This window comes from Nannocystis punicea, assembly GCF_026965555.1.
Taxonomy (GTDB): Bacteria; Myxococcota_A; Polyangia; order Nannocystales; family Nannocystaceae; genus Nannocystis; species Nannocystis punicea.
The window spans coordinates 7,420,667-7,446,417 of sequence record NZ_CP114040.1 but is presented as its reverse complement, the minus strand read 5'-3'; the positions used below and the strand labels follow the sequence as shown (position 1 = coordinate 7,446,417).

The window sequence follows — 25,751 nt, the reverse complement described above, 5'->3', positions numbered from 1 at the left end:
CGCGGGGGTCCCGCGCACGCGAGCGGCGCCGAGGTGGACGCGCGGGCGGTCGTGGTATGGTCGCAGGCCGGTCGCCCCCATGTCGTCGCCGCCGGTCCCGCGCCCGACCCGCCGCCTTCAGGCCGCTCGACTCGTCGGCCTCGCCGTCGTCGGCGTCCTGGGGATGATCGTCACCCATGCGCCTCACGGCCACTTCGGTGCGTCGAGTCAGGTGACGTTGCTCGGGGCGATCTACGCCTCGGTGCTGGTGGCGCTGTCGGGGCTGTTCTCCCTTGCAGCGCTGCAAGGTCGGCGCTGGGCGACTCTGGGTTCGCTGGTCCTGCTGTCGCTCAACGTCGGCGCGTTCCTGCCGGCGCTGATCCACGACTTCCCGGTCGCGGGCTCCGTGATGCTGTGGAGCGCCGTCCACGTCGCCAACGAGTACTTCGTCGACGACACGCGGGCGCAGCGGGGCCGCCGGCAAGAACAGAAGGTCACGCCCGATTCGGTGTGGATCCAGCGCTACGGGGCCGCGGCGCGCCACATCCTGGCGGTGTCGCTGATCGCCAACCTGTCGATCGTCGGCTTCGAGATCGCGGCGTCGCGGGTGGCCGACGTGACGTGCCTGCTGCTCGGGATCGGGGTGGTGGGGCTCACCGGGCCGTTCATGCTGGCGGTGGTGCGGCAGACGCCGCGCCACCTGATCTGGCCGGCGCTGGTGCTGCTGGGCGTGCCGTGGGGGACGAACCCGCTGGGCGCGGTGCTGGTGGCGCTGTCGCTGTACCAGGTCGTGGTGTTCGCGTTCGTGCTGGCCCGCGGCCCGCTGTTCGACGACCTCGTGCAGAGCTTCCTGCACCGCCCGGCGCTGCTGCTGCTGTCGACGTTCGGGTCGATGGCGGTGACCGGCGCGCTGGTGCTGAGCTTCCCGGCGTCGGCCCAGGGCGAGCCGCTGTCGTTCCTCGACGCGCTGTTCACCGCGACCAGCGCGGCGTGCATCACCGGCCTGGCGGTGCTCGACACCGCGAGCACGTTCTCGCCGTTCGGCCAGGGCGTGATCCTGATCTTGATCCAGCTCGGCGGGCTCGGGATCATGGTGCTGTCGACGTTCGCGACCATCCTCCTCGGCGGCCGGCTGGCGCTGCGCAGCGAGCAGGCGCTCGAGGAGATCCTCGACATCCAGAGCCCGGGCGCGGCCTACGAGCTGGCGAGCTTCATCGTCGTGGCGACGCTGGCGCTCGAGGCCCTGGGCGCGGGGATCCTGGCGCTGCGCTTCTCGCAGCACGGGATGCCGGCGCTCGACGCGATCTGGCACGGGGTGTTCCACGCCGTCGGGGCGTTCTGCCACGCCGGGTTCGCGCTGTGGCCGGACTCGCTGATCTCGCAGCAGAGCGACCCGGTGGTGCTGGGGGTCATCATGGCGCTGGTGGTGGTCGGCAGCGTCGGCTTCTCGGTGCTGGCGGCGCTGTGGCTGCGCGCGCGCGGGGTCCACCGCCGCTTCTCGCTGCAGACGCGGGTGGTGCTGTGGATGACTCTGGCGCTGATCGTGGTCGGGACGCTGCTGTATGCGCTGCTCGAGTGGGACGCGACGCTGGCGGGGATGTCGACGTTCGACAAGTGGATGAACGCGGCGTTTCAGTCGATCACGCTGCGCTCCGGCGGGTTCAACACGGTCGACTTCGCCGCCGTCGAGCAGGCGACGATCGCGGTGATGATCGTGTGGATGTTCATCGGCGCGGCGCCGGGCGGGACCGGCGGCGGGATCAAGGTGACGACCCTTGCGGTGCTGGCGGCGGCGCTGCCAGCCCTGCTCTACAACCAGCCGCGCGCGGTGCTGATGCGCCGCGCGATCCCCAACGAGATCGTGTACCGCGCGGCGACCATCGTCACCGTCGCCGGCCTCATCACTGCGATCGCGCTGGTGATCATGCTGGCCACCCACAACCTGCCGTTCGCGTTCGTGGTGTTCGAGGTCGTCAGCGCGGTTGGGACCGTCGGCCTGTCGCTCGGGATCACCGACGACCTGCACGCGATCGGCAAGTGGGTCCTGATCGTCCTGATGTTCATCGGCCGCGTCGGGCCGACGTCGCTGGCGCTGGCGCTCGGGGCCCAGAAGACCGGGCGGGTGACGTTCCCCGAGGGCCGGCTGATGGTCGGCTAGCGGCTGTCCGAGGGGGCATGCTCCGAGGGGCATGTCCCCGGGAGCATGCTCCGAGGGGCATGGCCGAAGACGCACGCGGGCGGCCCTCACGGCGCGAGGGTGCACAGGCCGGGGCCGCCGGGGACGGGCTGACTCCAGCCGGGGTGGACGAACGGCAGGCACTGCTGGCCGGCGCCGGGGCACGCGGGGGGCTGGTCGAGGTCGCAGAACGGCAGGCAGCAGAAGCCCGTCTGCTGCGGGTCGCACTCGGCGGCGAGCCCCGCGTCGACGCAGGCGAGGCCGGGGTCGCAGGCGGCCTCGTCGGCGCAGGGGCTGAACGCCTGGCCCCCGGCGCCCGAGAGGTCGGGCGCGCAGGCGAAGTCCTGGTGCGAGGTCGGGATGCAGACCTGTCCCATGGGACAGTCCGCGAGCAAGGGATCGCACTGCGGCAGGCAGAGGGCCAGGTTGCCGTCGTGGCTGACGTGGCAGGCGCGGCCCGCGGGGCACTCGGGCGCCTCCGGCGAGCCGGCGCACCGGCGCACGCAGGTGCCGACGAGGGTGTCGGGGTCGACGTGGAAGCACATCGAGTCGAGGTCGCAGCTGTCGATGCCGCTCATCGGAGCGCCCTCGACGGTGCACGGCTCGCCGGCATGGTCGGGGTCGGGGAACAGCGGGACGCACTTGAGGGCGTCCCACGTGCCGTCCGGATGGGGCGCGTACGCGTTGCACTTGCCGTCGGCGGGGCAATTTTGCGACCAGGGGTCGCACTCGATGCAGCGGACCTGCCCGTCGCCGCTGTGGCCGACCAAACAGGTGCCGCCGTCGGAGAGAGGGATGAAGCCGGCGCCGGTCGTGGAGGCGGCGCCTGTGGTCGAGTCGTCGGTGGAGGCCGGGCTGGTCGTCGACGAGGTCGTGGTTCCGGGCTCACCGCCGGTGGTGACGGGTGCGCCGCCGGTCGTCGACCCGGTCGTGGTGGTGCTCTCGCCCGTGGTGCCGTCGGTGGTGGCCGGCTGCGGGCCGCAGGCGAGGAGCAACGCGAACGCGAGCGACGACGAGAGGCTGGCGAGGTGCGCCGCGGCGGCGGGGAAGAAAGAGGCGGGCGTGGAGGAAGTCACGGGTTCGAGGTTAGCAAACGGCGAGCGCGAATTCATTGTTATTATTGAAATGTTAGAATGTCAGGGACTTCGAGATGCAGGAGGAGGCCGAATAAACGATGTTTGTGTCCGGGGTGGATTCGCGCCTGCTCTCGGCGGGAGTGCGTCCGGCGATCTGTCTCCGGATGCATGGGTGGATGTCGACTGGAGGAGCGTGCGTCGGTGGTCCAAAGAGCCTGTCCGAAAGAGCATGCCCTCGAGGGCATGTTCTTCGGAGCACGTCGTTGCGGTGCTGCGTCAGGGCAGCTGGCACACGCCGAGGTGGGCCCACTCCGGCGGCGGGGGGTCGATGGCCCAGAACGGCAGGCACTCCTGCATGACCCCGGGGCAGCTCGGCATGCCGAGGTCGCAGTGGGCCAGGCAGCAGCGGGCCGACTGCTGCGGGTCGCACTCCTCGGCGAGCGCGGCGTCCATGCAGGCGAGGCCGGGGGCGCAGTCGAGGACGGCGTCGCACGGGGCGAACAGCGGCGCGAGGGCGGCCGGGTCGTTCTCGAGGCAGACGAAGTTGTCGGGGTCGCTGAAGTTGATCTGGCACGCCTGGCCCTCGGGACATGTCGAACCCAGCGGGTCGCAGGTCGGGAGGCAGGGGATCAGGGCGCCCTCGTGGCTGATGACGCAGGCGGTGCCGGCCGGGCACTCCGGCGCGTCCTGCGAGCCCTGGCACAGCGGGACGCAGGTGCCGGTGAGGGTCTCGGGATCGACGCCGAGGCAGATCGCGCCCAGCTCGCAGGTGTCGGCGCGGTGGCTCCCCTTATCCTCGACGGTGCACGGTTCGCCGATCGCGGCGGGGTCGGGGGCGAGCGGGACGCAGGTCGTATCGTTCCAGTCGCCCTGGCCGCTGTCGTCCTCCGGGACGCACTTGTAGCCGGGAATACAGTCGAATTCTAACCACAGGTCGCACGGCTTGCAGCGCACGGCGCCGTCGCCCTCAAACACGGCGCCGCAGGCGACGCCGCCATCGTTCGGCCGGATGAAGGCGACGCCGTCGGTGGTCACTTCCGAGGCGGTCGTCGTCGTGCCGGACGTGGTCGTGGAGGTGGGGAGCGGAGCGCCGCTCGTGGTCGAGGTGGTCGTGGACGTGGTGGTGGCGCTGTCGGTGTCGGTCTCCGGCGGCGTCTTGGGGCCGCAGGCGACGAGGAGCACGAGGACGAGGGTGGTTCGCGCGGGCACTGCGTGAGCTCCGAAATTGGCTGGTCGAAGGGACAGGTGGCGAGTTTGGGGGCGGCCGGAGATGCGCTCGATCGTGGACACCGGCGGTGAACGATGGGCATGGTTTTCAGGCATGTTCAGAAGAACATGCCCAAAAGGTCAGCGGACGATCCACGCGTCGCGGACCGGGTCGTGGGCGATGACCGTGCCGTCCTCGAGCTCGACGCCGGGCGGGTCGCCGGGGTGCAGGGTGAGCTCGGCGAAGCTGGTGTACGAGCCGACGCCCTGCGCGCCGGTGGGGACGCGCTGCTGCAGCTTGGGCCGGCCGGCGACCGGGAAGGTGCCGCGGCTCTGCCACAGGCCGCCCTCGAGGGCCTGGACCTGCAGGGCGCTCGGGGCGACGTCGCTGAGGTCCCACAGGGTGGTGGGCGGGAGGTACTCGACGAGGTAGACGAGCTCGCCGGGGCGCAGCTGGTCGCTCCAGCCCCATACGTAGGTCTGCTGGCTGCCGGTGAGGCCCTGGCCGGTGCGCTCGTCGACGACCTGCATGCCCCACTTGCCGGAGGCCTGCTTGTTCTTGGCGAAGCAGCCGTACCAGGCGTCGGCCTTCTCGTCGGTCCACGTGGGCGGCTGATAGAGGGCGAACTGCTCGTCGAGGCAGAGGTCGACGGGCGCGTCCATGGCGAAGTAGTTGACGAGCAGGACCTCCTGGCCGTCCATGACGGTGCGGCTGTCGGCGTAGCGGTGGATGCAGCCGTCGACGGCGTCGGCGAGGCGGGCGACGTCGGCCATCGGGTCGCCGGCGTGGACCGGGTCGTAGGTCTTGAAGATGCTCGAGGAGAACGAGAAGTAGGTCGACCAGGCGAGCTTGCGCGTGGCCGGCTGACCGGGGCTCGACTCGAGGACTGCGAGGAAGCGGCTGACGTTGCACAGGTCGTCGCCGAAGCTGCCGACCGGGGCGCCGCCGACGACGACGAGCCGCTGCTGGCCGTCGCCGCCGACGACGGCGGCGTGGGTGCCGTAGTTGCGGCCGGAGTGGAACCACTTCGGGCTCTGCGGCTCGCTGGCGGCGGCGACGTCGTACTCGAGGTCGTTCACGAGCGCGAGCGTGGCGGCGGAGACGGTGTGCTGGCGGCGGTGGTAGATCAGGTTGATGTCCTCCCAGCCGTCGCCGTCGAGGTCCTGCAGGGTGCCGCCGACCTCGCGGAACTCGCCCGGGGCGAGCAAGGTCGAGATGGCCGAAAAGCCAGGTCCGCAGCCGTCGCCCGGCGGGAGGTCGGGCCGGTAGACGCACAGCCGACCCCAGTCGCCGAGCGGGTTCTCGCCGTCGCCGTAGGAGGGGGCGAGGAACGGGTGAAGCAGGCCCTGCGGATCGCGGAGGTCGTCGCTCCAGGCGTTGTCCTGGACCGCAGGGGCGTCGGCGCGGGCGCTGACGGCGGCGGCGGGGAGGCTGACGACGGCGAGCGCGGGCGGGCCCTGGACGCCGTCGAACCGGCAGTGACGCGCGGCGACCTCGCTGAGGCCGTCGCCGTCGTGATCGCCGATCAGGGTGATCCGCGGGGCGCCGAACAGGTTGCCGTCGCACTGGTCGGGCAGGGGGCCGAGGCTGACCTCGAGGACAGGGACGAGGTCGCTGCCGACGCGCAGGCAGGTGAGGTCGGCGGATTGAGTGCATGTCCCGAGGGACAGGTCGGTGTCGGGCTGGCCGTCGTCGTCGAGGTCGTACTGGCGGGCGGGAGACGGGGGCGCGCCGGTGGTGGGGTCTTCGGTGGTGGTCCCGGTGGTCGAGGTGGTGGTCCCGTCGGTGAGCGAATCGACGGAGATGGTGGTGTCGAAGGTGGTCGACCAGGTGGTGCTGGTGCTGGTGCTGGTGCTGGTGCTGGTGTCGAAGCTGGTGCCGATGTCGAGGGTGGCGGTGTCGGGGAAACCGTCGGCGCAGGCGAGGACGAACACGAGAGGGACCGCGAAGGCGAGGCGCACGTCGCGACGGTAGCGTGATTCGCCGGCGCCGGGACAGGCGTGCGGACGCGCGGGCGCGGGCATTCCCAGGCTCACGCGTGCGGGCGGGGACGCGAAGGCGAGGCGGTACGGACTCGCGCGCGTCGCGGGTGGTCGCCGATGCCGTGGTGCTCGACCGCTCGCAGGACGATCCTCGCGCGGGTGACCGGTGATGCGTCGACCCACCATCGATGGCCGACCGCCGGGCGAGAGGCGCCGGGCAGGCGATCCGGCGGGTCGCCGAGGCGACGTTCGGGACGACGGGGGCGTGAGGCCGGCGAAGGTCGGGAGGGCCGCGGGCGCGTCACAGCTCTGCGGCCGTGGGGGCGCCGCAGGCGAGCCACTCGCCGAGGCGGGCGCGCTCGTCGGCGGAGGGCGGGCCGACCGGCGGCATGGTGGCGTTCTGATCGGCGGCGCGGGCCCAGATCCGGTCGGCCTGGGCGCGGACTTTTTTGAGACTCTCGAAGTCGATGCCGAGGGGGGCGCCGGCGCGCTCGCCCTCCTTCAGGGCGACGTGGTGGCAGCCGGTGCAGTGGGTCAGCATGAACGGGGCGCCGAAGTTCTCGGCGGTGAGGATGCTGTCCTCGGGGCAAGGTCGCTCGTCGAGGCTCGGGTAGTCGGCGCCGGTCGACTCGTCGGCGCCGGTGGTGCCGGTGGTGCTCGTGTCGTCGCCGGTGGTGTCGGTGTCGCTGTCCGAAGGGACAGGGTCTTCGGTACAGGACGCGAGGGACAGGCAGGTGAGCAGGGCGAGCGCCGGCAGGTCAGGCCGAGAGGGCATGCAGGGGCTCTCCGGTGGGGATGTGCGCGGAGGGGTCGACGCCGACGAGCTGGAGGATGCCGGCGGCCAGGTCGGCGTAGGCGATCGGGCGGCCCTTGGGGTCGACTGCGCCGGTGGTGAAGTCGACGGGGGCGGCGTCGAGGGCGTCGGTGGTGGCGCCGACGACCCGGCCGCCGGCGACGCCGGCGCCGAGCACGAGGGTGCTGGTGATCGGCCAGTGGTCCTTGCCCTCGGCGGCGTTGAGCCGCGGGGTGCGGCCCATCTCGGAGGCGACGACGACGACGGTGTCGTCGAGCAGCTTCGCGGCGGCGAGCGACTGCATGAGGCCGGCGAGGCTCTGAAACAGCGCCTGGTGCTTGGGGCCCTGGGCGTCGTTGCCGGTGTGGGTGTCCCAGTCGGCGCTCTCGATCTGGACCGAGTGACACAGGCCGCGGCTCAGGGCGTCGACCGCGAGTTTAATTTGGGTGTCGAAGGTGCGGGTCAGCTCGAGCTTGCTGACCTCGCCGAGGTCGCGCAAAAGGTCGCCGCGCGGCAAGGCGTCGAGGAAGTCCTGGACGCGCTTGCTGCCCTTCGCGGCCGCGAGCTCGCGCTCGGCTCGCAGCTCGACGTGGGCGCGGATCAGGGCCTCCTCGGCGTCGGTCGGGACGAGCGGGAGGAGCGGGGCGCCCATGGCCGGGAAGGTGAGCTTCGGATCGAGGAGGGTGACGATCTGGTTGACGGAACCTGTCCTCGCGGACAGCGCGCCCCAGGGGCCGCTGTAGGCGGTGCGGCCGAGGATCAGGTAAGGGGCAGGGAGGTCGGGGGCGTGGGCGGCGGCGGCGATGGCGGCGACGTCGGGGGCGGTGTCGTCGAGCACGCCGGTGAGGATCCGGTGCATGCAGTCGGGGTGGGCGACGCTGGCGACCGAGACGCCGCGGACGAGGGCGCAGCGGTCGCCCCAGGCGTCGAAGAAGGCGCCCACGGCCGGCCGCGCGGGGTCGGTGAGGACGTCGAGGCCGTGGAAGTCCTGGACCGCGCCGACCGGGGCGTCGACGCCGCCGACGCCGGGCTTGGGGTCGATGGCGTAGGTGGTGTCCCAGCCGCCCTGGACGAGCACGAGGACGAGCCGCCGGGCCGGGCCCGGCTCGGCGGCGGCAAGCCGGCGACCGCCCGCGAGCGCGCCGGCGGCGGCGAGGGCGTAGAGGCCGCGCTTCAGCCAGGACCTTCGGGACATGTCACTAGGAACATGTCGCATGAGGCATGGTTGTTTGGACATGGCGTTCATGACATGTTCCTCAGTAGAAGGCGATCCGGACGTCCTGCAGGAGGGCGGTGAGGGTGATCTTCCAGGCGCGCTCGGCGTCGCCGGGGGCCAGGGCGAGCGCGGCCTTGAACAGCTCGAGGGTCTCGCTCACCTCGGGGGCGTCGTCGGCGAGGTCGCGGCCGAAGAAGCGGCGGTGGAGCAGGGCGATCTGCGGGCGCAGCTTGGCCTGGCCGGTGTCGACCGCGGACACGAGGGTGAAGAGGCGACGCGCGGCCTTGTCGGCGAGGGCGAAGTCGTCCTCGACGACGTCGTTGGCGGCCTGACGCGCGAGCGCCCGCAGGACCAGGCTGGTGGTGGCGCTGTAGGTGTAGGAGGCGGTGTTGACGAAGATGGCGTCGAGGCCGCCGGCGAGGACGTGGTAGCCGATCAGGCTGTCGTCCATGAGGTCGAGGACGCCGGCGCCGAAGCCGGTGAGGTCGCTGCGCCAGCGGAAGCCGGTGAGGTCCTCGACGAGGCGCGCGAGCTGGTGCGGGCGGGCGCGCTTGCGGCCGAGCTCGCCGTCGCCGCGGGCGAAGTCGTCGGCGAGCACGAGGGCCTTGATCATGGCCTTGTAGTCGTCGCTGTCCTGAAGGACAGCTTGGAGCTGGCCGGCGCGCTCCAGCGGGACTGCGCCGAGGTCGGTCTGGTGGAAGTAGGCGTAGGCCCGCCGGGCGGCGCACAGGCTGAAGCGCGGGTCGACGCTGAGGAGGGCGCCGAGGTCGGCCAGCGAGCCGCCGACGCTGCCGAAGTAGTGCGGGTCGCGGCGCGGGACGCCGAGGATGGTGGTGAAGAAGCCCTCGGCGTAGTGGTCCTGCGGGTAGTCGACCAGGAGCGGGACGAACTGCGGCTTGTAGCCCCAGAAGAAGGCGGCCAGCGGGTCGAGGGTCTGATGACAGGCGGCGCAGGTGGGGTTCTCCTGCACCGCGTCGGCGACCGCCTCGGGGTCGGCGAGGTTGACGCTGGGGTCGATCTCGAGGTCGCGGTCGTTGAAGTCGACGCACAGGAAGGCGCGCGCGATCGCGTTGGCCCGCCCGCGGTTGGCGTTGGTGCGGGTCGAGCCGTGGCGCTGAAACAGCCACGAGTCGGCGAGGACGCCGGCGTTGCGCAGGTCGCTGGGCGGATCCTGGACCTGCCAGGCGTCGCCGGCCGGATCGAAGGGGAGGCCCCAGGCGGCCGCAGAGGCGGCGCTGACGAGGGTGTAGTCGGCGGTGACGATGTCGCTGTAGGGGCGATCGCCGGCGACGACGTGCTCGATGAGCCGCAGCGGAGCCTCCATGATGGCGCGGTTGGCCGCGACGAGGTCCATGCCGGCGAGGCCGTCCTTGGCGAGGAAGCCGGCCGGCGGGGCCGCGAAGTCGGCGAGCACCAGCAGGGCGTCGTTGTGGAGGTCGCGGACCGTGGCGCCGAAGTCGGGGGAGTCGAGGTATTCGTCGACGCGCTGCGAGAGGGCCTGCGGGTCGGCCTCGACGGCGGCGTAGTCGGCGTCGCTCGGCCGCACGCCGCGGAGGGCCATCGAGATCCGCAAGAGGCGGTCGCGCGGCCCGAGCAGGATCGGTTCGCCGTCCCCGGGGTCGCCGGTGGTGCCCGCGGTGGGGTCGTCGCCGGACGTGGTGGCGATGGTCGTGTCCGGCTCGTGGCCGTCGCTGTCGCTGCCGGCCGGCAGGTCGCTGCCGCAGGCGCCGAGAAAGAGGAGGGAGAGCGCGAGTGCCCGGGTCACGAAGATCCTCCGTCGCTCGCGATTCAAGCCTCGTTCCAGGCCGCGCGCGAGGGTCGGCGCTTGCACACGGGCAGGGCGTGGCGAGACGCGACGTTGCGTCCTGCGACAGCGCCCGGACGCACCGGCGAAGGGGGACCGGCGGGGACGGGCGATCACTCGCCGTCGAGCAGGCCGCGGAGGTCGGGATCGTCGCGGGCGACGGGCCGGATCAACTGGTCGAGGCGCTCACGCCGCCACCAGGCCGGGTCGCCGAGCGGGGCGAACCAGTAGCGGTAGACCTCGACGCGGACGAAGGTGGGCTTGCCGCCCGCGAACTGCGGCGGGTCGGCGAACAGGCTCAGGACGGTCGGCTCGCCGGCGAGCAGTCGATCGAGGAGGTTGAAGAGCCATGTCTCTCGGGCCAGGGTGCCGTTGCCGAGGACGTCGAGCGCGGCGAACCACATGAGCCAGTCGAGGCGGCGGTGGTAGGGGGAGAGCCAGCACGGCCGCCGATCGACGGGGCCGGGCTTGCACGGGAGGTGATAGGGGCGCCAGGTGGCCGAGTCGTCGGGGGCTGCGGCGTCGGTGCCCTCGATCTGCAGCTCGAGGCGGATGGTGCTGATGCTGCCGAAGGCGCCGTAGGTGTTGACGAGGTGCAGGCGATCGAAGGAGGCGTTCATCTGCTGGCCTCGCCCGGCGAGGTTGGCGACGACGTCGATGCTGAGCCAGGCGACGACGAGGGCGTAGGAGGCGGCGGCGACGACCGCGGCGCGGGTCGGGCGGGCGGTGCCGTCGCCGGCGCGGGCGCGCAGGCGGGCGGGGAGGAGTCGGCCGAGGAAGTGGTCGTCGAGGCAGGCGAGCAGCGGGACGAGGGTGAGCCAGTTGAGGAAGGAGAGGTTGCCGCTGACGATCAGGGTGAGCTGAAAGGCGATCATGCCGAGCGCGGCGAGCAGACGCAGGCGGCGCGGGCCGAACACGAACCACGGGAGGACGAGCTCGGCGAGGTGGTTGAAGACGACGCCGGCGCGCAGCGCCGCCGGCGGGAGGTGATGGAAGTAGAAGCTGACGGGGTTGGGGATCGGCTGGGTCTCGAAGTGGCTCTCGAGACAGGTGAGCTCGGTCCAGCAGGGGTCGCCGCGCAGCTTGATGAGGCCGGCGCCGAGCATGATGCGGAAGGCGAGCCAGCGCAGCAGGACGACCGCGACGTAGGCGGGCGGGCGATCGCCGGCGAGCGGGCGCAGGCGGGCGAGCGGGCCCAGCAAGGCGCACAGGAGCGCCGTCTCGAGCAGCTGGATCTCCCAGCCGAAGGCGTACCAGCGGCCGCCGACGTGGACGATCGAGAGGTAGAGGACCCAGAGGACGAGGAGGAGGAGGACGTTCTCGCAGCCGAGCAAGAGCAGGACCGAGAGGACGAGGCCGAGGACGCTGACTGTCCCGAGCGCCGCGTCGGAGGCGCTCCACCAGAAGAGGGTCGGACGGGCCCAGAAGTCGTCGATCGGCCCCATCGGCGTGATGCCGTGAGACCCGACGAGCGGGACGAGCTGCGTGACCGCCGTGGCGAACGCGGCGACGAAGACGAGGCCGAGGACGCGGAGGACGACGAAGCGGGTGAGGACGTAGTTGCCCTCGGGGTGTTCGCCGGAGACGAGGCGAGAGAGCCGCGACAGGACGCGCTGGCCGGGCGTCTGCAGCTCGCGCGGATCGGGCTCCATCGTCGCGGATGGTAGCGCGGGCGTCCTGCACGGGCGCGGACCGGGCTCCGCGTGCCGGCAGCGGAGCAGCCACGGCGCGCCCGAACGCTCGCTCGCCGGCGACGCGGCGCAGGAGCCGCGGCGCACCGCCGTTCGCCCGGCGAGCGAGCGGCGAACAGCGACATGTCCGAAGAGACATGCGATGCTCGCGTCCGGGCGGTTCCGCGCGTGCAGACCGATGGCCAAGGGCTGGCGCTTCGGCGTAGGCTGCCGGCAACGAGGGGACGTATGAGACTGAAGGACAAGGTCGCGGTCATCACGGGTGGCAACAGCGGGATCGGTCTGGCGATCGCCAAGGCGTTCGTGCGCGAGGGGGCGAAGGTGGCGATCGCGGGGCGCAGCGCGTCGTCGCTGCACGCGGCGCAGCAGGAGCTGGGCGCGGACACCCTGGCGGTCGAGGCCGACGTCACCCGCGTCGCCGACATCGAGCGGCTGTACGCCGAGGTGAAGGAGAAGTTCGGCCGCGTCGACGTGGTGGTCGCCAACGCCGGTCGCAGCGTGATGGGCCCGGTCGACGTGGTCGACGAGACGTCGCTCGACATGCTGCTCGACACCAACATCAAGGGCGTGTTCTTCACGGTGCAGAAGGCGCTGCCGCTGATGCCGGCCGGCAGCTCGGTGGTCCTGATCGCGTCGGGGCTGCACCAGAAGGCGACGCCGTACATGTCCGTGTACGGGGCGACCAAGGCGGCGGTCCGGCAGTTCGCCCGCACCTTCGCGGTCGAGCTCGCGCCGCGGAAGATCCGCGTCAACTCGCTCAGCCCCGGCCTCACCGAGACGCCGATCCTGGTCAACATGGGCCTCGACGAGGCCACCATCGCCCACGTCAAGGCCTCGACCCACAGCGGCTCGCCGCTCGGCCGCAGCGGTACGCCCGACGAGATCGCCAACGCGGCGGTGTTCCTCGCGTCCGACGAGTCGTCGTTCATGACCGCGGCCGACGTCGTGGCCGACGGCGGCTACTCGCTGGTCTAGCTGGCTTTCGAGACAGGCGCGTTCCAGGGGGCGTCTGTCGGCTGTCCTTTGGGGCAGGATGTCTTCGAGGACAGGTTGAAAATCGGACCGTCAGCCGCCCTGCGCGGTCGGCTGGCGCGGCTCGAGGAGCTGGGCCTCGAGGGCCCGGCCGATCGGGCCGCGGCGGTCGCCGAGCACGGCGTCGACCAGGCCGCGGCCGTCCGGCTGCGAGATGTGGCGGGTCCGCAGGCGGACGTACTCGCCCTCGAGCTCGCGGTGGAGGTAGACGGTGAGGTCGGCGTTGACGAAGGTCCAGCGGGCGAACTCGAGGGCGAAGCCGACGCCGTTGATCGCGTCGGCGGCGACGGCGACCCGCTGGGCCGGGCTCGGCGCCTCGCCGGCGACCAGGCGGCCGCGCAGGCGCAGCCACCCGTCCCCGGAGCCAGGTTCCAGAGGACATGTCCCGACGCGCAGCTCGATGGCGGTGTGATAGCCGACTGGGTCGGGGAAGAAGTCGAAGGTGTGCTCGGGGAGGCCGCGCGGGTCGAGCGGATCGTCGGGGAGCGCGAGCTCGGGCGGGACCGGGACGTCGGCGCGGCGGATGAACAGGGCGCTGGCGCGGGCGCACGGGCGGCCGTCGACGGCGAGGGTGCACTGGAGGCCGAGGGCGCGCCGGCCGGGACGGAGCGGCTCGACGACGAGGTCGCAGGCGGCGATCGGGATGGCGCGCAGGAAGTCGGCGGTGACGCGGGCGAGCTGGAAGTCACCGAGCTCGGCGGCGCGGCGCTCCATGGCCCGCACCATGAGCGCGGTCGGGGGGCCGCCGTGCTGGGTCCGCATGTCCCAGGGGCCGCGGGTCCAGGGGGTGGCGATGAAGCGGACGGCGCGGTCCGCTTCGCCGTCCGGGAGGTAGAGCGCGTCGTCGGGCCGCATGCGCGGCGACGTTAACTCAACCGAGGCCGAGGAGCCGCGTGAGGTGGCCGATGAACTGCTCCTCGCTCGCGGTGATCTTGCCGTCGGCGCGGGCGAGCTCGATGAGGTTGACCAGCACCGCGCTGCGCTGCTTCTCGCTCATCTGCTCCTTCATCAGGTGCGCGTAGGTCTCGGCCTGCGCGAGCCGCTCCTCGTCGCTGGTGATGCCGTTGACCCACGCGGCGCTGTCGACGATGACCTTGGAGATCTGGTCGCTGGTGGCCTCGGGGAGCCAGCCGTGGAGCACCCGCGCGATGGTGTCGATCTCCTCGCGGCTCAGCTCGCCGTCGGTGACGTGGCTGAAGGTGAGATACACGAAGGCGAGGATGTGCAAAGCGGACGGGTTCTGCGGCTTCATCGGGGCCGAGAATACCGCAAGGGACTTCGGGTGACCGGACGATCACCGCACCACGAGCGGGCGAAGGTGCGCCCGCCGGCTCAGTGGTGATGATGGCCGAAGGCGTCGCCGCCCTCGTGGGCGCCCGGCGCGAGCTCCATCGGCCGGTTGTTGCTGCGCGCGAACTGCACCGCCTCGCGCAGGCGCTCGAACAGCTGGCGGTGGTTCGGCAAGCCGTAGAGGAGCAGGTTCGGATGGGTCTGGTCGGTGCCGATCAGGGTGATCTTGGCGTTGTCGAAGATCCGGTCGAGCAGGCTCTGCTCGTAGCGCACGTCGAGCACGCGCCACAGCTCGAGCGAGTCGAGCCGGCGGCTGACGACGCCCTTCTGGAACTCGACCCGCCGGCGCGAGATCTTGTAGCGGGTGCTGATGTGCTGCAGGTACGACCACAGCAGCATCGGCGTGCCGATCAGCGCCAGCAGCCACAGCGGCTTGCCCTGCAGGGCCTCGATCTGCAACAGGCCGTAGGCGATGCCGCCGCCGAGGATGCAGACACCCACCCACCAGAGGTAGGTGCCGATGTTGGCGCTGTGCTTGGCGATGCCCTCGAAGAAGAGCTCGTCGGTGGCCTGCGTCGGCGAGGAGCCGAGCGGCGGCTGCGCTTGCGGAGGCACTCCCGGGGGCGAGTGGTTGGCCTGCGGCTCTTGCATCCACCAAGGGTGGCACGACGACCCGGGCCGGCGCAATCGCCCGCCCCGGGCGCCCGCTCAGCTGGTCTTCGGGGCAGGTTCGAGGTCGAGCGCCCGGTCGAATCGGTGCCCGTCGGCGATGGTGACGGGAGTGGCGGTGTGGACCACGCCGTGCTCCCCGCAGAGTGTCGTCGATGAGCTGCGCGACCTGGCCGACCAGCGCGGTGCGAAGGCGTGGCGAGCCGGGCCGAGGAAACCGCCGCACGAGGTCGGGGTTGCTGCCGCGATCGAGTTCGGCCTCGACCCGGGCGAGGTAGCGGGCGGGCGGGCGGTCGAAGGGGTCGGCGAGGGCGATCTCGCAGGAGCGATGGGCGGTGAGCACGCCCTCGTAGAGGACCGCGACGGGTGCTGCCGCTCAGCGACCCCAGAGGCGCGCCGGCGCAGTGACGGGCAAGCGGTCGCGTCGGCGCGAATGATGGTCTAGCTTGCTGGCATGTCCTGGACCGACCCGCGCGCCGAGATCGAGGCGCTCACCGATCGCCTGCGAGAGATCCGCCACGACCTCCACCGCCACCCGGAGCTGGGCTTCGAGGAGGTGCGCACGCAAGCGCTGGTCCGCGCGTGGCTCATGGAGCGCGGGTACCAGCCGCGCAATTGCGCCGAGACGGGGCTGGTGGCCGATCTACACCCGCACTCCTCCGGGCCGACGATCGCGCTGCGCGCCGACCTCGACTGCCTGCCGATGCACGAGAGCACCGACCTGCCGTATCGCTCGGTCCACCAGGGCCGCGCGCACAAGTGCGGGCACGACGGCCACACGGCGATCCTGCTCGGGGTCGCCGACATCCTCGCGCGTCACCGCGAGTCGGTGCGCGGCAACATCCGCCTGCTCTTTCAGCCAGCCGAGGAAGGGGTCCGGGGCGGCGGCGCGAAGGTGATGGTGGAGGAGGGTGCGCTGGCCGGGGTGCGCGAGATCTACGGGCTGCACAACTGGCCGGCGTACCCGAAAGGCGAGCTGCGCGTGCAGGTCGGGCCGATGCTGGCGCAGGTGCACGAGCTGACGCTCACGATCCGCGGCAAGGGCGGCCACGGCAGCCAGCCGCAATTGTGCCGCGACCCGATCGTGGCCGGGGCTCACCTGGTGACTGCGCTGCAGACGGTGGTGTCGCGCGGGCTCGGCTACGCCGGCGGGGCGGTGGTGTCCATCACCCAATTCACGGCGGGCACGACGCACAACGTGATCCCCGACGTCGCGCGCATGAAGGGCACGATCCGCTCGTTCGAGCCGAGCACCACCGAGCGGGTGATGGAGCGCGTGCGCGAGGTGGTGAGCGGCACTGCGGCGACGTTCGCGGTCGACATCGACCTGCAGATCGAGGTCGGCTACCCGGTGACGATGAACGACGCGAACTGCGTGGACGCAGTGACTCGCGTCGGCGCCGCCGTGCTCGGTCGTGAACGGGTTTCGAACGCGGGTCTGCCGCTGGCGGGCGGGGAAGACTTCGCCTACTTTGCGCAGGCGGTGCCGGCGGCGTACTTTTTTCTCGGGGCCCGTCGCGGCGACGAGGACACGCCGGTCTGCCACCACCCCGACTTCGACTTCGACGACGACCTCATCCCGACGGGCGTGGCGATGTTCCTCGGCATCGTCCGCGATCGCCTCGCGGCGCTGGCATGACTGGACGACCGATCGCCGTCGTGACGGGGGCGTCGTCGGGGCTCGGCGAGACGTTCGCACGGGCGATCGCCGCGCACCCGGCGTTCGCCGACCTGGCGCAGATCTGGCTGGTCGCACGCCGCGAGCAGCGCCTGCACGCGATCGCGCGCGAGCTGCCGCGCGAGCTCGGGGTGCCGATCACTGCCGACCTGGCGACGTCCGCCGGGGTCGAGGCCGTGCTCGCGCGCGTGCGAGACGAACGACCTGCCGTGCGCCTGTTCGTGGCCAGCGCCGGTGTCGGTCACCTCGGGGCATTCGCCGACCAGGACGCCGCGTCGCTGGCGAGCATGCTCGACCTGAACATTCGCGCACTTTCCTTGCTGACACACGGGCTTTTGCCCTGGATGTCGCGCGGGTCGAAGGTGATTCTGGTGGCATCTGCGGCGGGGTATGTGCCTTCGCCCTATTTCGCGGCGTATGCAGCCAGCAAGAGTTTCGTGATCTCCCTGGCCTATGCGTTGCGCGAGGAATTGCGCCCGCGTGGGATCGATGTGTGTGCGGTGTGTCCAGGGCCGGTGGCGACCGAGTTCTTCGCGGTCGCCGGCGTGCGTGGGCCGATCTCCGCTGCCACGATGCCGGAGCAGGTGGTGGCCCTAGCGCTGCGCGATGCGCTGGCCGGACGGGCCGTATCGCACGATGGCGCGGCCTCGGCTCTGGTGGCGCTGCTCGCCCGCGCGTTGCCGCGGCGGACGCTCGCCTGGCTCGCAAGACGTCGCAATGTGCGACGTTCTCCCGCCGCTGGTGCCACTCGCGGCGGACCCGAGAGCGCGTAAAATCCGGAGGTCGGGCGAGAAAGCGAGCGGGCGAAATCCCCAGGATTGCCAAGCGCGAAGGCCCGTGCAAAAACCATAACCCCACGGCCCTTCGGGCCGGCGTGCCCTGGCTTTCCCATGTCTTCTCTACCCCAACTCGACGCGATCGCGACCCTGCTGAACCAGGGTGCCGCGGATTCGGCGGTCCGCTTGTTGCGAAGCTGTTGGGAGCCGGACCTCCCGCCCGACGACCTGGTGCGCATGTACTGCATGTGGGTCCGCGGGTTGTGTGAGACGGGCGAACTGGACCACGCGCTGACGCTCGCGCGCAGGGCCGCCAACGAGTTCCCCCGCGAGGCCGACGTCCTGATCGCACTCGGCAACGTGCAAGACCTGGTCGGCGACCTCGAGAAGGCCCGCGAGGCGTTCGAGGCGGCGATCGATCACGACCCGGGCGGCGGCCTGCAGCACTACAACCTCGGCGCGGTGCTCGAGCGACTCGGCCGCGAGATGGACGCGGAGGTCTGTTATCGCCGGGCCAACGAGTGTGACCCGCACGGCGGGATGTACGAGGCGATCGCGGCGCTGGGGGCGTTGCTGCGGCGCCAGGGTCGGCTCGAAGAGGCCGAACAGATCTACGACGCCTATCTCAGCGACGACTCGATCAACGTCGAGATCCTGGTCGAGCACGGCATCTGTCTGTCCGACCTCGATCGCCTCGACGAGGCGATCGATCGCTTCGACTTCGCGCTGAGCCTCGACCCCGAGAACGCGGGGGCGCAGTACAACAAGGCGATCACGCTGTACCGCCTGGGCCGCTACGAGCAGGCCCTGGGCGCGCTCGAGCGGGCGCGTCAGCTCGACAAGGGCAACGCGTTGACGCTGGCGGTGCTCGGCGGCTGGCGATTGTCGGCCGCCGACTGCGACCTCGACGAGGCGCTCGGCCTGCTGTACGGCGCGCTCGAGCTGCTCGAGCGGCGCTACGCACAGGACCCGGGGCAGATCGGCTATTGCAGCCTGGTCGCGGAGGAGATCTTCGAGGCGCTGTGGCAGAACGGCCGCCAGGGCGAGGCCCGCGAGGTGGCGCGGCTGGCCGGCCAGCGCGAGTGGATCACGCCGCACATCCTCGATTGCCTCAACGAGGCCGACCACGGGCGCTCGCCGCAGGTCAGCATGTACACGGTGGTGGCGCGCGCCGAGGCGGGCGAGCGGCCGGAGCACTGGCCCGAGAACACCGACGGCTACACCACGGGGCTGACGGTGCTGGCCACCGACGAGAACGAGGCGCGCGAGTTCTGCATGCAATACCTGCGGTCGATCGAGCCCTCGCCGAGCATCCGCTTCACGCTCGATGTTGTGCCGCCGCAGTCGCCGAGCGACCCGAGCCCGACCCTCGAGATGATGGCCGAGCTGCGCGGGGCGATGCAGCCGCGCCCGCGCGGGGTCGCCCGGGTCCACGGCCAGCGGTCTTACATCTTCCGCACCTGAGCGCAGAGCAGCGTTCCGGGCCCGCCTTGTGGCCGCAATTTCGCCGTCGCTGGCGGGATGCGCACGCCTGTGCGACCCTGCCGTGACAGGCTGTTTTGACTTGCGAGATCGGAGCACGGTGATGCGGACTTCCATGTTGTTGGGTGCGGCGTTCGCCGCGGCGGGGGCCGTGGCGCTGCCGCAGACGGCCGAGGCGTGCGGCGGCGTGTTCTGCGACGGCGGCCTGCCGAACTCGATGCCCGTCAATCAAGACGGCGAGAACGTGCTCTTCGTCCTCAATCAGAACGAGGTCGAGGTCCACATCCAGATCAGCATCGACCCCAACACCAACGCGCAGAAGTTCGCGTGGCTGGTCCCGATCGCGCAGATCCCCGAGTTCGAGGTCGGCTCGCAGCCGCTGTTCGACGCGCTGCTGAATTCGTCGGTGCCGACCTACCAGCTGCAGCAGACCTTCGAGATCTGCGGCGAGAACGGCATCTCCGGCGGGCTCACGACCAACGCGACGGGGACCGCCGGCGACACTGCCGGCGGCAGCACCAGCGGCGAGGAGCCGGCCCCGGGCGAGGACCCGGTGGTGTTCAAGACCACGGCCGGCGCGTTCGAGATCGTGGTCCTGCAGGACCAGACGATCGAGCCGATCAAGCAGTGGCTGCTCGACAACGACTATCAGTGGATCGACGGCTCGGAGATGGTGCTGCAGCAGTACCTCGACGAGGGCAACGTGATCGTCGCGCTCAAGCTGGCGGCGGGGTCCGACGGCGGCGACGTGCACCCGATCGTCCTGCGCTACCCGTCGAACGAGAACTGCTTCCCGCTGCGACTGACCCGCTTCGCCTCGATCGAGAACATGGACATCCGCGTGTTCGTGCTCGGCGACCAGCGGGCGGCGCCGACCAACTACCGCCACGTCCTCGTCAACCCGCTGAAGATCGACTGGCTGCAGTTCGCGGCGAACTACAAGGAGGTCATCACCAAGGCGGTCGACGACCTCGAGGCCGACGGGCTGGCGTTCGTGACCGAGTACGCCGGGCCGTCGAACGTGGTCCAGCCGTTCTCGTTCAACTTCTACAGCACGTCGTGGAACGAGGCGGCGTTCGTCGGCCTGCCGCCCGAGCAGGTGATCACCACCCTCAACGACCAGGGCCTGGCCAACTGCTTCGGCGCCGACTTCTGCTTCTACAACCACCCGCTGCTCGAGAGCCTGCTGAACGACTTCCTGCCGGTGCCCGACGGCCTCGCTGCGGAGGAGTTCTACGCGAACCTCCCGGCCTACGCGGGGCAGATCGACGCGATGGCGTGGGGCGACGGCAGCGGCTTCGCGCAGGCGCTCGACAGCCGGATCATCGCGCCCGGGGAGCACGCGCAGGAGCTGCTCGACACGTACTCGTACCTCACGCGCATGTACACGGTCATCTCGCCCAACGAGATGATCGCGGACCCGATCTTCCATATCAACCCGGACCTGCCGGAGGTGCCGAGCTTCCGCTCGGCCACCGAGTACAACCTGTGCGACGGCAACAGCGTGGTGACGCTGCCCGACGAGCGCGAGATCTTCGTGCCCAACGGCGGGCCGTGGCCGGACTTCATCGGCGAGATGTGGTGGGCCGAGGAGGTCCAGCAGGTCGCCCTCAAGGGCAAGCCGATGCACCTCGTCAACAACACCGCGGCGATCAACAAGAAGATCGAGGAGTGGAACCTGGCCCACGGCTGGCCCCGCTTCCCCGACGCGCCGACCACCAGCGCCAGCGACACCGACTCCGACGGCCCTGGCAGCAGCGACGGCGGGCCCGACTCTGCCACCGGCGGCGGGCAGGACGACGCCAGCGGCTGCGGCTGCCGCACGGGCGGCGGACGGGGCGGCGCGGCGCTGATGCTCGCGGGGCTAGGGCTGCTGGCGGCGCGCCGGCGGCGGCGCTGAGCCGCTGGGGGAGCCGGCAGGAGCCTCGCTGTGCGAGAGCGTCGACGGGTGGGCCGGCCGGCCTATGACCGAAGGGGCATGTCCAGGCGGACATGCCCCTTCCAGCGGGTCTCGACGGACATGTCCGTCGGGACATGCCCGGAAGCGCAGGCTCAGGCGAGCGGCGCGTTGGCGACCCGGTGGACCAGCCAGAACAGGTTGGGGCCGTGGCGGTCGGGCAGCTCGCGCCGGACCGCGCGCAGGCTGTCGCACAGGGTCTCGAGGCCGCGATCGAGGACGCCGGCCCGGCGGGCCTCCAGGCGCTGGCCGACGCCGATCGGCTGCCAGCTGGTGCCCCACGGGATCGTCCAGGTCAGGACGCGGTCGCCCGGGCGCAGGACCTGGGACATGTTGTTGTCGGTGAGGGTGACCGGCTCGTCGCGCAGGAGGTCCTTGCCGCGGACGCGCTGCTTGCCGGGGTGGACGTCGTCGACGGCGACCAGCAGCAGCCGCGCCTGCAGGCAGGCGTCGAGCGCGGCGCGCTGGCGGCCCTCGAGGGGCAGGCCGGCGCTGGCGAACATATCGATCAGGCGGATGCCCTTGGGGTCGCGGTAGCCGTACAGGCAGAAGGTCTGGGCGGCGCGCCGCAGGTCGGCGTTGTTCTTCTCGGCCGGCGTGGCGCCGCCGAAGAAGCCGTTCATGACCTGGGTGACGAACGGGCCGAACCGCCGGGTGGCGAAGCTGCCGAGCATCGTCTCGACGCGCTCGAAGTCGGCGCGCTCGTAGCGGCCGAACTTCGGGGTGAGCGGCCGCTCGCTCGTCAGCGGAGCCGCGGGTGCAGGGTTGCGGGCGGCGGCCTCCGCCTGCGCCTGCGCGATCTCCTGCTCGGAGGTCAGGAACGGGCCGGTGCCGCGACGCTTGCGCCGCGAGTCCGAGCGAGGCGCCGATGCGGCGGGCGCGGCCGGGGTGCCGGGTTGTTCGGGTGTGTCGGTCATGGTTGCATTCCGGCGCAGGCGCCGTCGAAAGAGATCCGCGGCAGCTCGACGGCCAGACTGGCGTTCGGGGCCGCCGGCACCGGGTCGTCGCCGTTGCCGTAGCAGGCCACGTCGGAGTCGGGCGCGAGCGCCTCGATGCGCAGGAACAGCGCCTCGTGACCCGGCGCGGCGTCGTCCCACACCAGCGGCTCGATGTCGCGGATCTTGCCGAGCTGCGCGCACGGGACGGTGGCCACGCCGTCGAGCACGATCGGCGGGTTCTGGCCGTCGCGCAGCGCGGCGGTCGGGACGACCTGGAGGTCGGCGTCGAGGACGGTGATCCGCGCGCGGTCGAGGACGAGGCCCGGCTCCGGCTCACAGGTCGTGAGGGGCAGCTCGTCGGGGCCGCTGAGGATCGCCAGGGAGAACGAGAAGCCGGCGTCGATCGGCGCGAGGAAGCTGGCGATCGTGAAGTCGGCGATCAGGTCGACGCTGCGGAAGCCCTCCGGCGCGAGGGTGAAGGCGGTGACGTCCGCGTCGAGCATGGGGACGGCGAGCGGCTTGCCGTTGGTGCCGAGGCCGGTGACCGAGAGGGTGTAATCGCCGGGGTCGAGCGGCTCGCTGATGGTCTGGGCGGTGGTGGTGCAGGGGAAGCGGATCTTCCTCGCCGTCGGGCCGTCGATGGCGAGCTCGATCTCGCCGAGCTGCAGGCCGCCGCAGTAAGCGTTCGGGTTGCCGCTCATCAGCTCGGGGCGGACCAGGATCTGCGCGCCGGCGCTGTCGCCGACCTCGAGCGCGGTGCGGTCCCCGGCGCACGAGGGGTCGGCGAGGTCGGTGTAGCCGTCGCGGTCGTTGTCGATGCCGTCGCTGCACTGCGGCGCGCCGACGATGACGAAGTCGGGCAGCTGCTTGCCCTCCCCGGTCGCCTGGACCATCACGTCCTGCGCGGTGGAGGCGAGCACCTTCTTGCAGGAGGTGTCGATCTCGGTGCCGTCGGTGTCGCCGTCGTCCTCGACGGGCTCGTCGGCGCAGAACTGGACGTCGCGGCGACCGAGCGCGGTGACCGTGACGCTGTACGCACCGGCGCCGACCTCCGGGCCCGGGGCACGGGCGTCCGGATCTTCGAAGCCGGCGGGGAAGCAGGGGAACTCGCGCTCGTCGACGAGAGTGTTGTTGCCGTCGCGGGTGCTGATGCGGACCCGCGTGATGCCGAGTTCGGTGCACTGGTCGACCGACACGAGCTCGACGGCCTCGCTCACCTCGGCCTCGACCGGCGACTGCAAGCGCCAGCGGACCCAGAAGCTGGGGTCCTCCGCGCAGCCGGCCGCGGCGACGGACGCGAGCGCGAGGGGGGCGAGGCGAGCGCGGAGCATCAGGGCCGGTCTATCCGTCACAGGCGGGGTTTTCAAGGTCCAGGGCGATCTGGACGGGTGAGTCTTCGATTGTCACGGCGCGCGAGCAGCTGCGGCCGTCGATCTCGAGGTCGAGGCGATAGCGGCCGGGGTCGACGTCGGCGACGCGGTGAGCGCCCTGGAGCCCGGCGCACGCCTGGGCCTGGCCGCCGAGGCGCAGGCCGCGATCGCTGCGGAGGCCCTGGCGATAGACGGCGGGCGGCTGCTCGGCCTCGTCGAGGAACAGAGCCGCGGCCGGATCGGCGTAGCGCAGGGCGACGACGAGCTCGCTGCAGGCGCCGGTCAGCGCGAGGTCGAGTGGTTGCGGCGCGCGCCCCAGCTCGAGGTCGACGAGCGTGATCGCGTGGCTCTCGACCTCGCCGAGGGCGGCCCCGGTGGCGCGGAGCTCGTCGTCGGCGGCGCGGCCGCTGGCGGTCAAGTGGTAGGTGCCCTGGCGGAGGTCGAGGAAGATCTCCGGCGTCTCGACGGCCCGCGCAGCCGGCGACATGTTGCCGGCCTCACACCCGTACGCGAACAGGCGGTCGCGCTCGGGCTCGTCGGCGTCGATCACCCGCACCGTCACACCGGAGAGCCCCGCGCCGAGGCAGGTGCGCATCCGGCGGGCGTCGGGGCCGTCGGCCTCGTTGGTCTCGCGCGCGGTCCACGTCAGCTCGACGCCGGTGGCGCCGCCGGCGGGCAGGACGCAAGCCGGCCCCAAGAGCCAGGTCCCTAGGAGCAGCCGGCGCAACATCCTACGAGGTCCATGACGGTGCGGCCCTGTTCGGACGGCTCCTGCACGCAGGCGTCGAGGCCGGTGAGGACGAACAGGTAGACCTGGAGGTCGGTCAAGAGGCCCGGTTCGACCTTGCGGGTGCGCGGGCCGGGGGTCAGGGCGCACGCGGGGCCGAGCTCGCAGACGCATTCGTTCTCGAATTGGGCGACCAGCGCGACCTCGAAGTCGTAGGGCTCCTGCTCGCGGGCGGCGACGATGGAAAACCCGCGCGCGGCCTTGCAATCGTAGGTGAGGACGTCGATCTGGCAAGATTCGTCGGCCGTGCACGCCTGCGGGCAATCGGGTTCGCACAGGCGCAGCTGCGTGTGCAACTGGTAGCGCCGGCGCGGGCCGTCGGGGGTGGTGCGGCCGATGAAGCCGCACAGGTCGTCGAACTTGGGGGCGTCGGCGTTGCAGCCGGCGATTTCGTCGAGTTCGCCGGCGGGGAAGATCGAGCGGCCCGCGGCGTCGACGACGGTCCAATTGAGCTCGACCTCGCCTTGGTCGCGCACACAGGCGGCGGCGGTGACCAGCGCGAGGGTCGCTCCTGCCGCCAGGCTCGGGCGCCGCCGCAGGTGCGAGGCGGGCGCGGGCGCGAGCGCGTGGGCGGGGCGAGGCACGGCCGGGAGGATAGCAAAACCGTAACCGTCGGGGGCGGCCCGCGGTTTGACGGGGCCGGGCGGGGGCGTGTAGCCTGCCGGCGTGTTGCTTCCCGCGCCCAGCTTGCTCGCCGAGATCGACATCATCCACCTGCTGTTCGGCGCCAAGGGCCTCGTGCTCGTGGTCGCCATCCTGCTGGTCACTTCGATCTTCACCACGATCTTCGTGATTCTCTACAAGCTGATCCACATCAGCCAGGCGCAGTCGCAGTCGATCACGTTCCTCGACCGGTTCTGGGAGTCGAAGCGCCTCGACGACATCTACCGCGTGGCCGAGCAGCTCAAGTACAGCCCGCTGGCGGCGATGTTCCGCGCCGGCTACATCGAGCTGTCGAAGGTCAAGAAGGGCCAGAACGAGTCCACCGGCTCGATGCACGAGAAGATGGACGGCCTCGAGAACATCGAGCGCGCGCTGGCCCGCGCCAAGGTCAGCGAGACCACCAAGCTCGAGAACCTGATGCCGCTGCTGGCCACCATCGGCTCGGCCGCGCCGTTCGTCGGTCTGCTCGGCACGGTGTGGGGCATCATGGAGGCCTTCTCGGCCATCGCCGCGTCCGGTTCGGCCGACCTGGCCGTCGTCGCAGGCCCGATCGCCGAGGCGCTGGTGGCGACCGCGACCTCGCTGATGAGCGCGATCCCGGCGGTCATGGCGTACAATTACTTCAATCGCCGCATCAAGGTGCTCGGCGCCGAGATGACGACCTTCGGCAGCGACTACACCAACATCGTCAAGCGCCACTTCTTCTAGTCGGTCGCCTGCGACGCTCACGGGGTACGCATGAGCCACAAGGTCACAGCCGACGCGATTCAGGGCGAGGGCCCGGTCTCGGCGATCAACGTCACGCCGCTGGTCGACGTGATGTTGTGTCTGCTCATCATCTTCATGGTGTCGACGCCGATGATGGCGCCGAAGCAGCCGCAGAAGATCGCGGTGCCGAAGGCCAAGGCGCAGGCGATCGCGCAGGAGCAATTCCTGCTGGCGACCGTCTCGGTCGACGCCAAGGGCGACGTCTTCATGGGCACGGTCGCGCTCTCGCGCGACCCCGCGACCATGGCCAACGAGCTCAGCAGCAACGCGCGCCTCAAAGAGGACGGGGTCGCCTTCGTCCAGGGCGACTCGAACATCGAGTTCAGCCGGATCGTCGAGGTGCTCGTCGCGTTGCGAACGGCCGGGGTGTCCAAGGTCGGCTTCCTGACCGACCCGAAGGTCCCGCCGCGCACCTGA

General features: G+C 71.3%; 22 protein-coding genes. 8 read left to right on the top strand and 14 right to left on the bottom strand.

The window, feature by feature from the left end; translation table 11 throughout:
• The first annotated feature begins 79 nt into the window (after positions 1–79).
• Positions 80–2,137: a potassium transporter TrkG gene (locus O0S08_RS28680; RefSeq protein WP_269032520.1), complete on the top strand. Its 2,058-nt coding sequence runs from the start codon at positions 80–82 to the stop codon at positions 2,135–2,137.
• An 86-nt stretch (positions 2,138–2,223) separates the two neighbouring features.
• Here O0S08_RS28680 and O0S08_RS28675 read toward each other — a convergent pair whose 3' ends face one another.
• The 7 genes from O0S08_RS28675 to O0S08_RS28645 all read right to left on the bottom strand — a co-directional run bounded on the left by O0S08_RS28675 (position 2,224) and on the right by O0S08_RS28645 (position 11,885).
• Positions 2,224–3,231 (bottom strand): hypothetical protein, encoded by a 1,008-nt coding sequence (locus O0S08_RS28675; protein ID WP_269032519.1) that lies wholly within the window; start codon positions 3,229–3,231, stop codon positions 2,224–2,226.
• A gap of 276 nt (positions 3,232–3,507) precedes the next feature.
• Entirely contained in the window at positions 3,508–4,440 is a 933-nt protein-coding gene (locus O0S08_RS28670) for a hypothetical protein (RefSeq protein WP_269032518.1), read from the bottom strand.
• A 138-nt stretch (positions 4,441–4,578) separates the two neighbouring features.
• Entirely contained in the window at positions 4,579–6,399 is a 1,821-nt protein-coding gene (locus O0S08_RS28665; RefSeq protein ID WP_269032517.1) for a hypothetical protein, read from the bottom strand.
• 322 nt (positions 6,400–6,721) lie between these two features.
• A complete protein-coding gene (locus O0S08_RS28660) occupies positions 6,722–7,195 on the bottom strand; it encodes a hypothetical protein (RefSeq protein ID WP_269032516.1) in 474 nt (157 codons plus the stop codon).
• Complete coding sequence (locus O0S08_RS28655) at positions 7,179–8,408, bottom strand: DUF1501 domain-containing protein (RefSeq protein ID WP_269032515.1); 1,230 nt, start codon at positions 8,406–8,408, stop codon at positions 7,179–7,181. The genes O0S08_RS28660 and O0S08_RS28655 overlap by 17 nt, the downstream gene beginning before the upstream one ends.
• Before the next feature lie 61 nt (positions 8,409–8,469).
• Complete coding sequence (locus O0S08_RS28650) at positions 8,470–10,194, bottom strand: DUF1588 domain-containing protein (protein ID WP_269032514.1); 1,725 nt, start codon at positions 10,192–10,194, stop codon at positions 8,470–8,472.
• Between the two features lie 152 nt (positions 10,195–10,346).
• Positions 10,347–11,885 carry a lipase maturation factor family protein gene (locus tag O0S08_RS28645; RefSeq protein WP_269032513.1) on the bottom strand — a complete coding sequence of 513 codons (1,539 nt, stop codon included), beginning with the start codon at positions 11,883–11,885 and terminating at the stop codon, positions 10,347–10,349.
• 267 nt (positions 11,886–12,152) lie between these two features.
• Here O0S08_RS28645 and O0S08_RS28640 point away from each other — a divergent pair, with 267 nt between their 5' ends.
• Complete coding sequence (locus tag O0S08_RS28640) at positions 12,153–12,899, top strand: SDR family NAD(P)-dependent oxidoreductase (RefSeq protein ID WP_269032512.1); 747 nt, start codon at positions 12,153–12,155, stop codon at positions 12,897–12,899.
• Positions 12,900–12,989: 90 nt separating this feature from the next.
• On the opposite strand, the gene O0S08_RS28635 is transcribed toward O0S08_RS28640, so the two are convergent.
• The 3 genes from O0S08_RS28635 to O0S08_RS28625 all read right to left on the bottom strand — a co-directional run bounded on the left by O0S08_RS28635 (position 12,990) and on the right by O0S08_RS28625 (position 14,897).
• Entirely contained in the window at positions 12,990–13,811 is an 822-nt protein-coding gene (locus O0S08_RS28635; protein WP_269032511.1) for a thioesterase family protein, read from the bottom strand.
• 16 nt (positions 13,812–13,827) lie between these two features.
• A complete protein-coding gene (locus O0S08_RS28630; RefSeq protein ID WP_269032510.1) occupies positions 13,828–14,208 on the bottom strand; it encodes a TerB family tellurite resistance protein in 381 nt (126 codons plus the stop codon).
• An 80-nt stretch (positions 14,209–14,288) separates the two neighbouring features.
• Positions 14,289–14,897 carry a PH domain-containing protein gene (locus tag O0S08_RS28625; protein WP_269032509.1) on the bottom strand — a complete coding sequence of 203 codons (609 nt, stop codon included), beginning with the start codon at positions 14,895–14,897 and terminating at the stop codon, positions 14,289–14,291.
• Positions 14,898–15,369: 472 nt separating this feature from the next.
• Between O0S08_RS28625 and O0S08_RS28620 the strand changes: the two genes are divergently transcribed.
• From O0S08_RS28620 to O0S08_RS28605, 4 genes are all read left to right on the top strand, one after another.
• A complete protein-coding gene (locus O0S08_RS28620) occupies positions 15,370–16,554 on the top strand; it encodes a M20 metallopeptidase family protein (RefSeq protein ID WP_269032508.1) in 1,185 nt (394 codons plus the stop codon).
• Positions 16,551–17,366 carry an SDR family NAD(P)-dependent oxidoreductase gene (locus tag O0S08_RS28615; protein WP_269032507.1) on the top strand — a complete coding sequence of 272 codons (816 nt, stop codon included), beginning with the start codon at positions 16,551–16,553 and terminating at the stop codon, positions 17,364–17,366. Before O0S08_RS28620 ends, O0S08_RS28615 begins: the two co-directional genes overlap by 4 nt.
• 117 nt (positions 17,367–17,483) lie before the next feature.
• Entirely contained in the window at positions 17,484–18,833 is a 1,350-nt protein-coding gene (locus tag O0S08_RS28610) for a tetratricopeptide repeat protein (protein WP_269032506.1), read from the top strand.
• 121 nt (positions 18,834–18,954) lie between these two features.
• Positions 18,955–20,751, top strand: a complete 1,797-nt coding sequence (locus O0S08_RS28605) for a DUF2330 domain-containing protein (RefSeq protein WP_269032505.1) — start codon at positions 18,955–18,957, stop codon at positions 20,749–20,751.
• 152 nt (positions 20,752–20,903) lie between these two features.
• Here O0S08_RS28605 and O0S08_RS28600 read toward each other — a convergent pair whose 3' ends face one another.
• Genes O0S08_RS28600 through O0S08_RS28585 form a run of 4 tightly spaced genes read right to left on the bottom strand, consistent with a single transcriptional unit; the run spans position 20,904 to position 24,487 of the window.
• A complete protein-coding gene (locus tag O0S08_RS28600; RefSeq protein WP_269032504.1) occupies positions 20,904–21,725 on the bottom strand; it encodes a DUF7986 domain-containing protein in 822 nt (273 codons plus the stop codon).
• Positions 21,722–23,077: a hypothetical protein gene (locus O0S08_RS28595; protein WP_269032503.1), complete on the bottom strand. Its 1,356-nt coding sequence runs from the start codon at positions 23,075–23,077 to the stop codon at positions 21,722–21,724. Before O0S08_RS28595 ends, O0S08_RS28600 begins: the two co-directional genes overlap by 4 nt.
• Before the next feature lie 10 nt (positions 23,078–23,087).
• Positions 23,088–23,813 carry a hypothetical protein gene (locus O0S08_RS28590; RefSeq protein ID WP_269032502.1) on the bottom strand — a complete coding sequence of 242 codons (726 nt, stop codon included), beginning with the start codon at positions 23,811–23,813 and terminating at the stop codon, positions 23,088–23,090.
• An 11-nt stretch (positions 23,814–23,824) separates the two neighbouring features.
• Positions 23,825–24,487: a hypothetical protein gene (locus O0S08_RS28585; RefSeq protein ID WP_269032501.1), complete on the bottom strand. Its 663-nt coding sequence runs from the start codon at positions 24,485–24,487 to the stop codon at positions 23,825–23,827.
• A gap of 82 nt (positions 24,488–24,569) precedes the next feature.
• Here O0S08_RS28585 and O0S08_RS28580 point away from each other — a divergent pair, with 82 nt between their 5' ends.
• A complete protein-coding gene (locus O0S08_RS28580; protein WP_269032500.1) occupies positions 24,570–25,274 on the top strand; it encodes a MotA/TolQ/ExbB proton channel family protein in 705 nt (234 codons plus the stop codon).
• Positions 25,275–25,304: 30 nt separating this feature from the next.
• Positions 25,305–25,751, top strand: coding sequence for a biopolymer transporter ExbD (locus O0S08_RS28575; protein ID WP_269032499.1), 447 nt, complete (start codon positions 25,305–25,307; stop codon positions 25,749–25,751).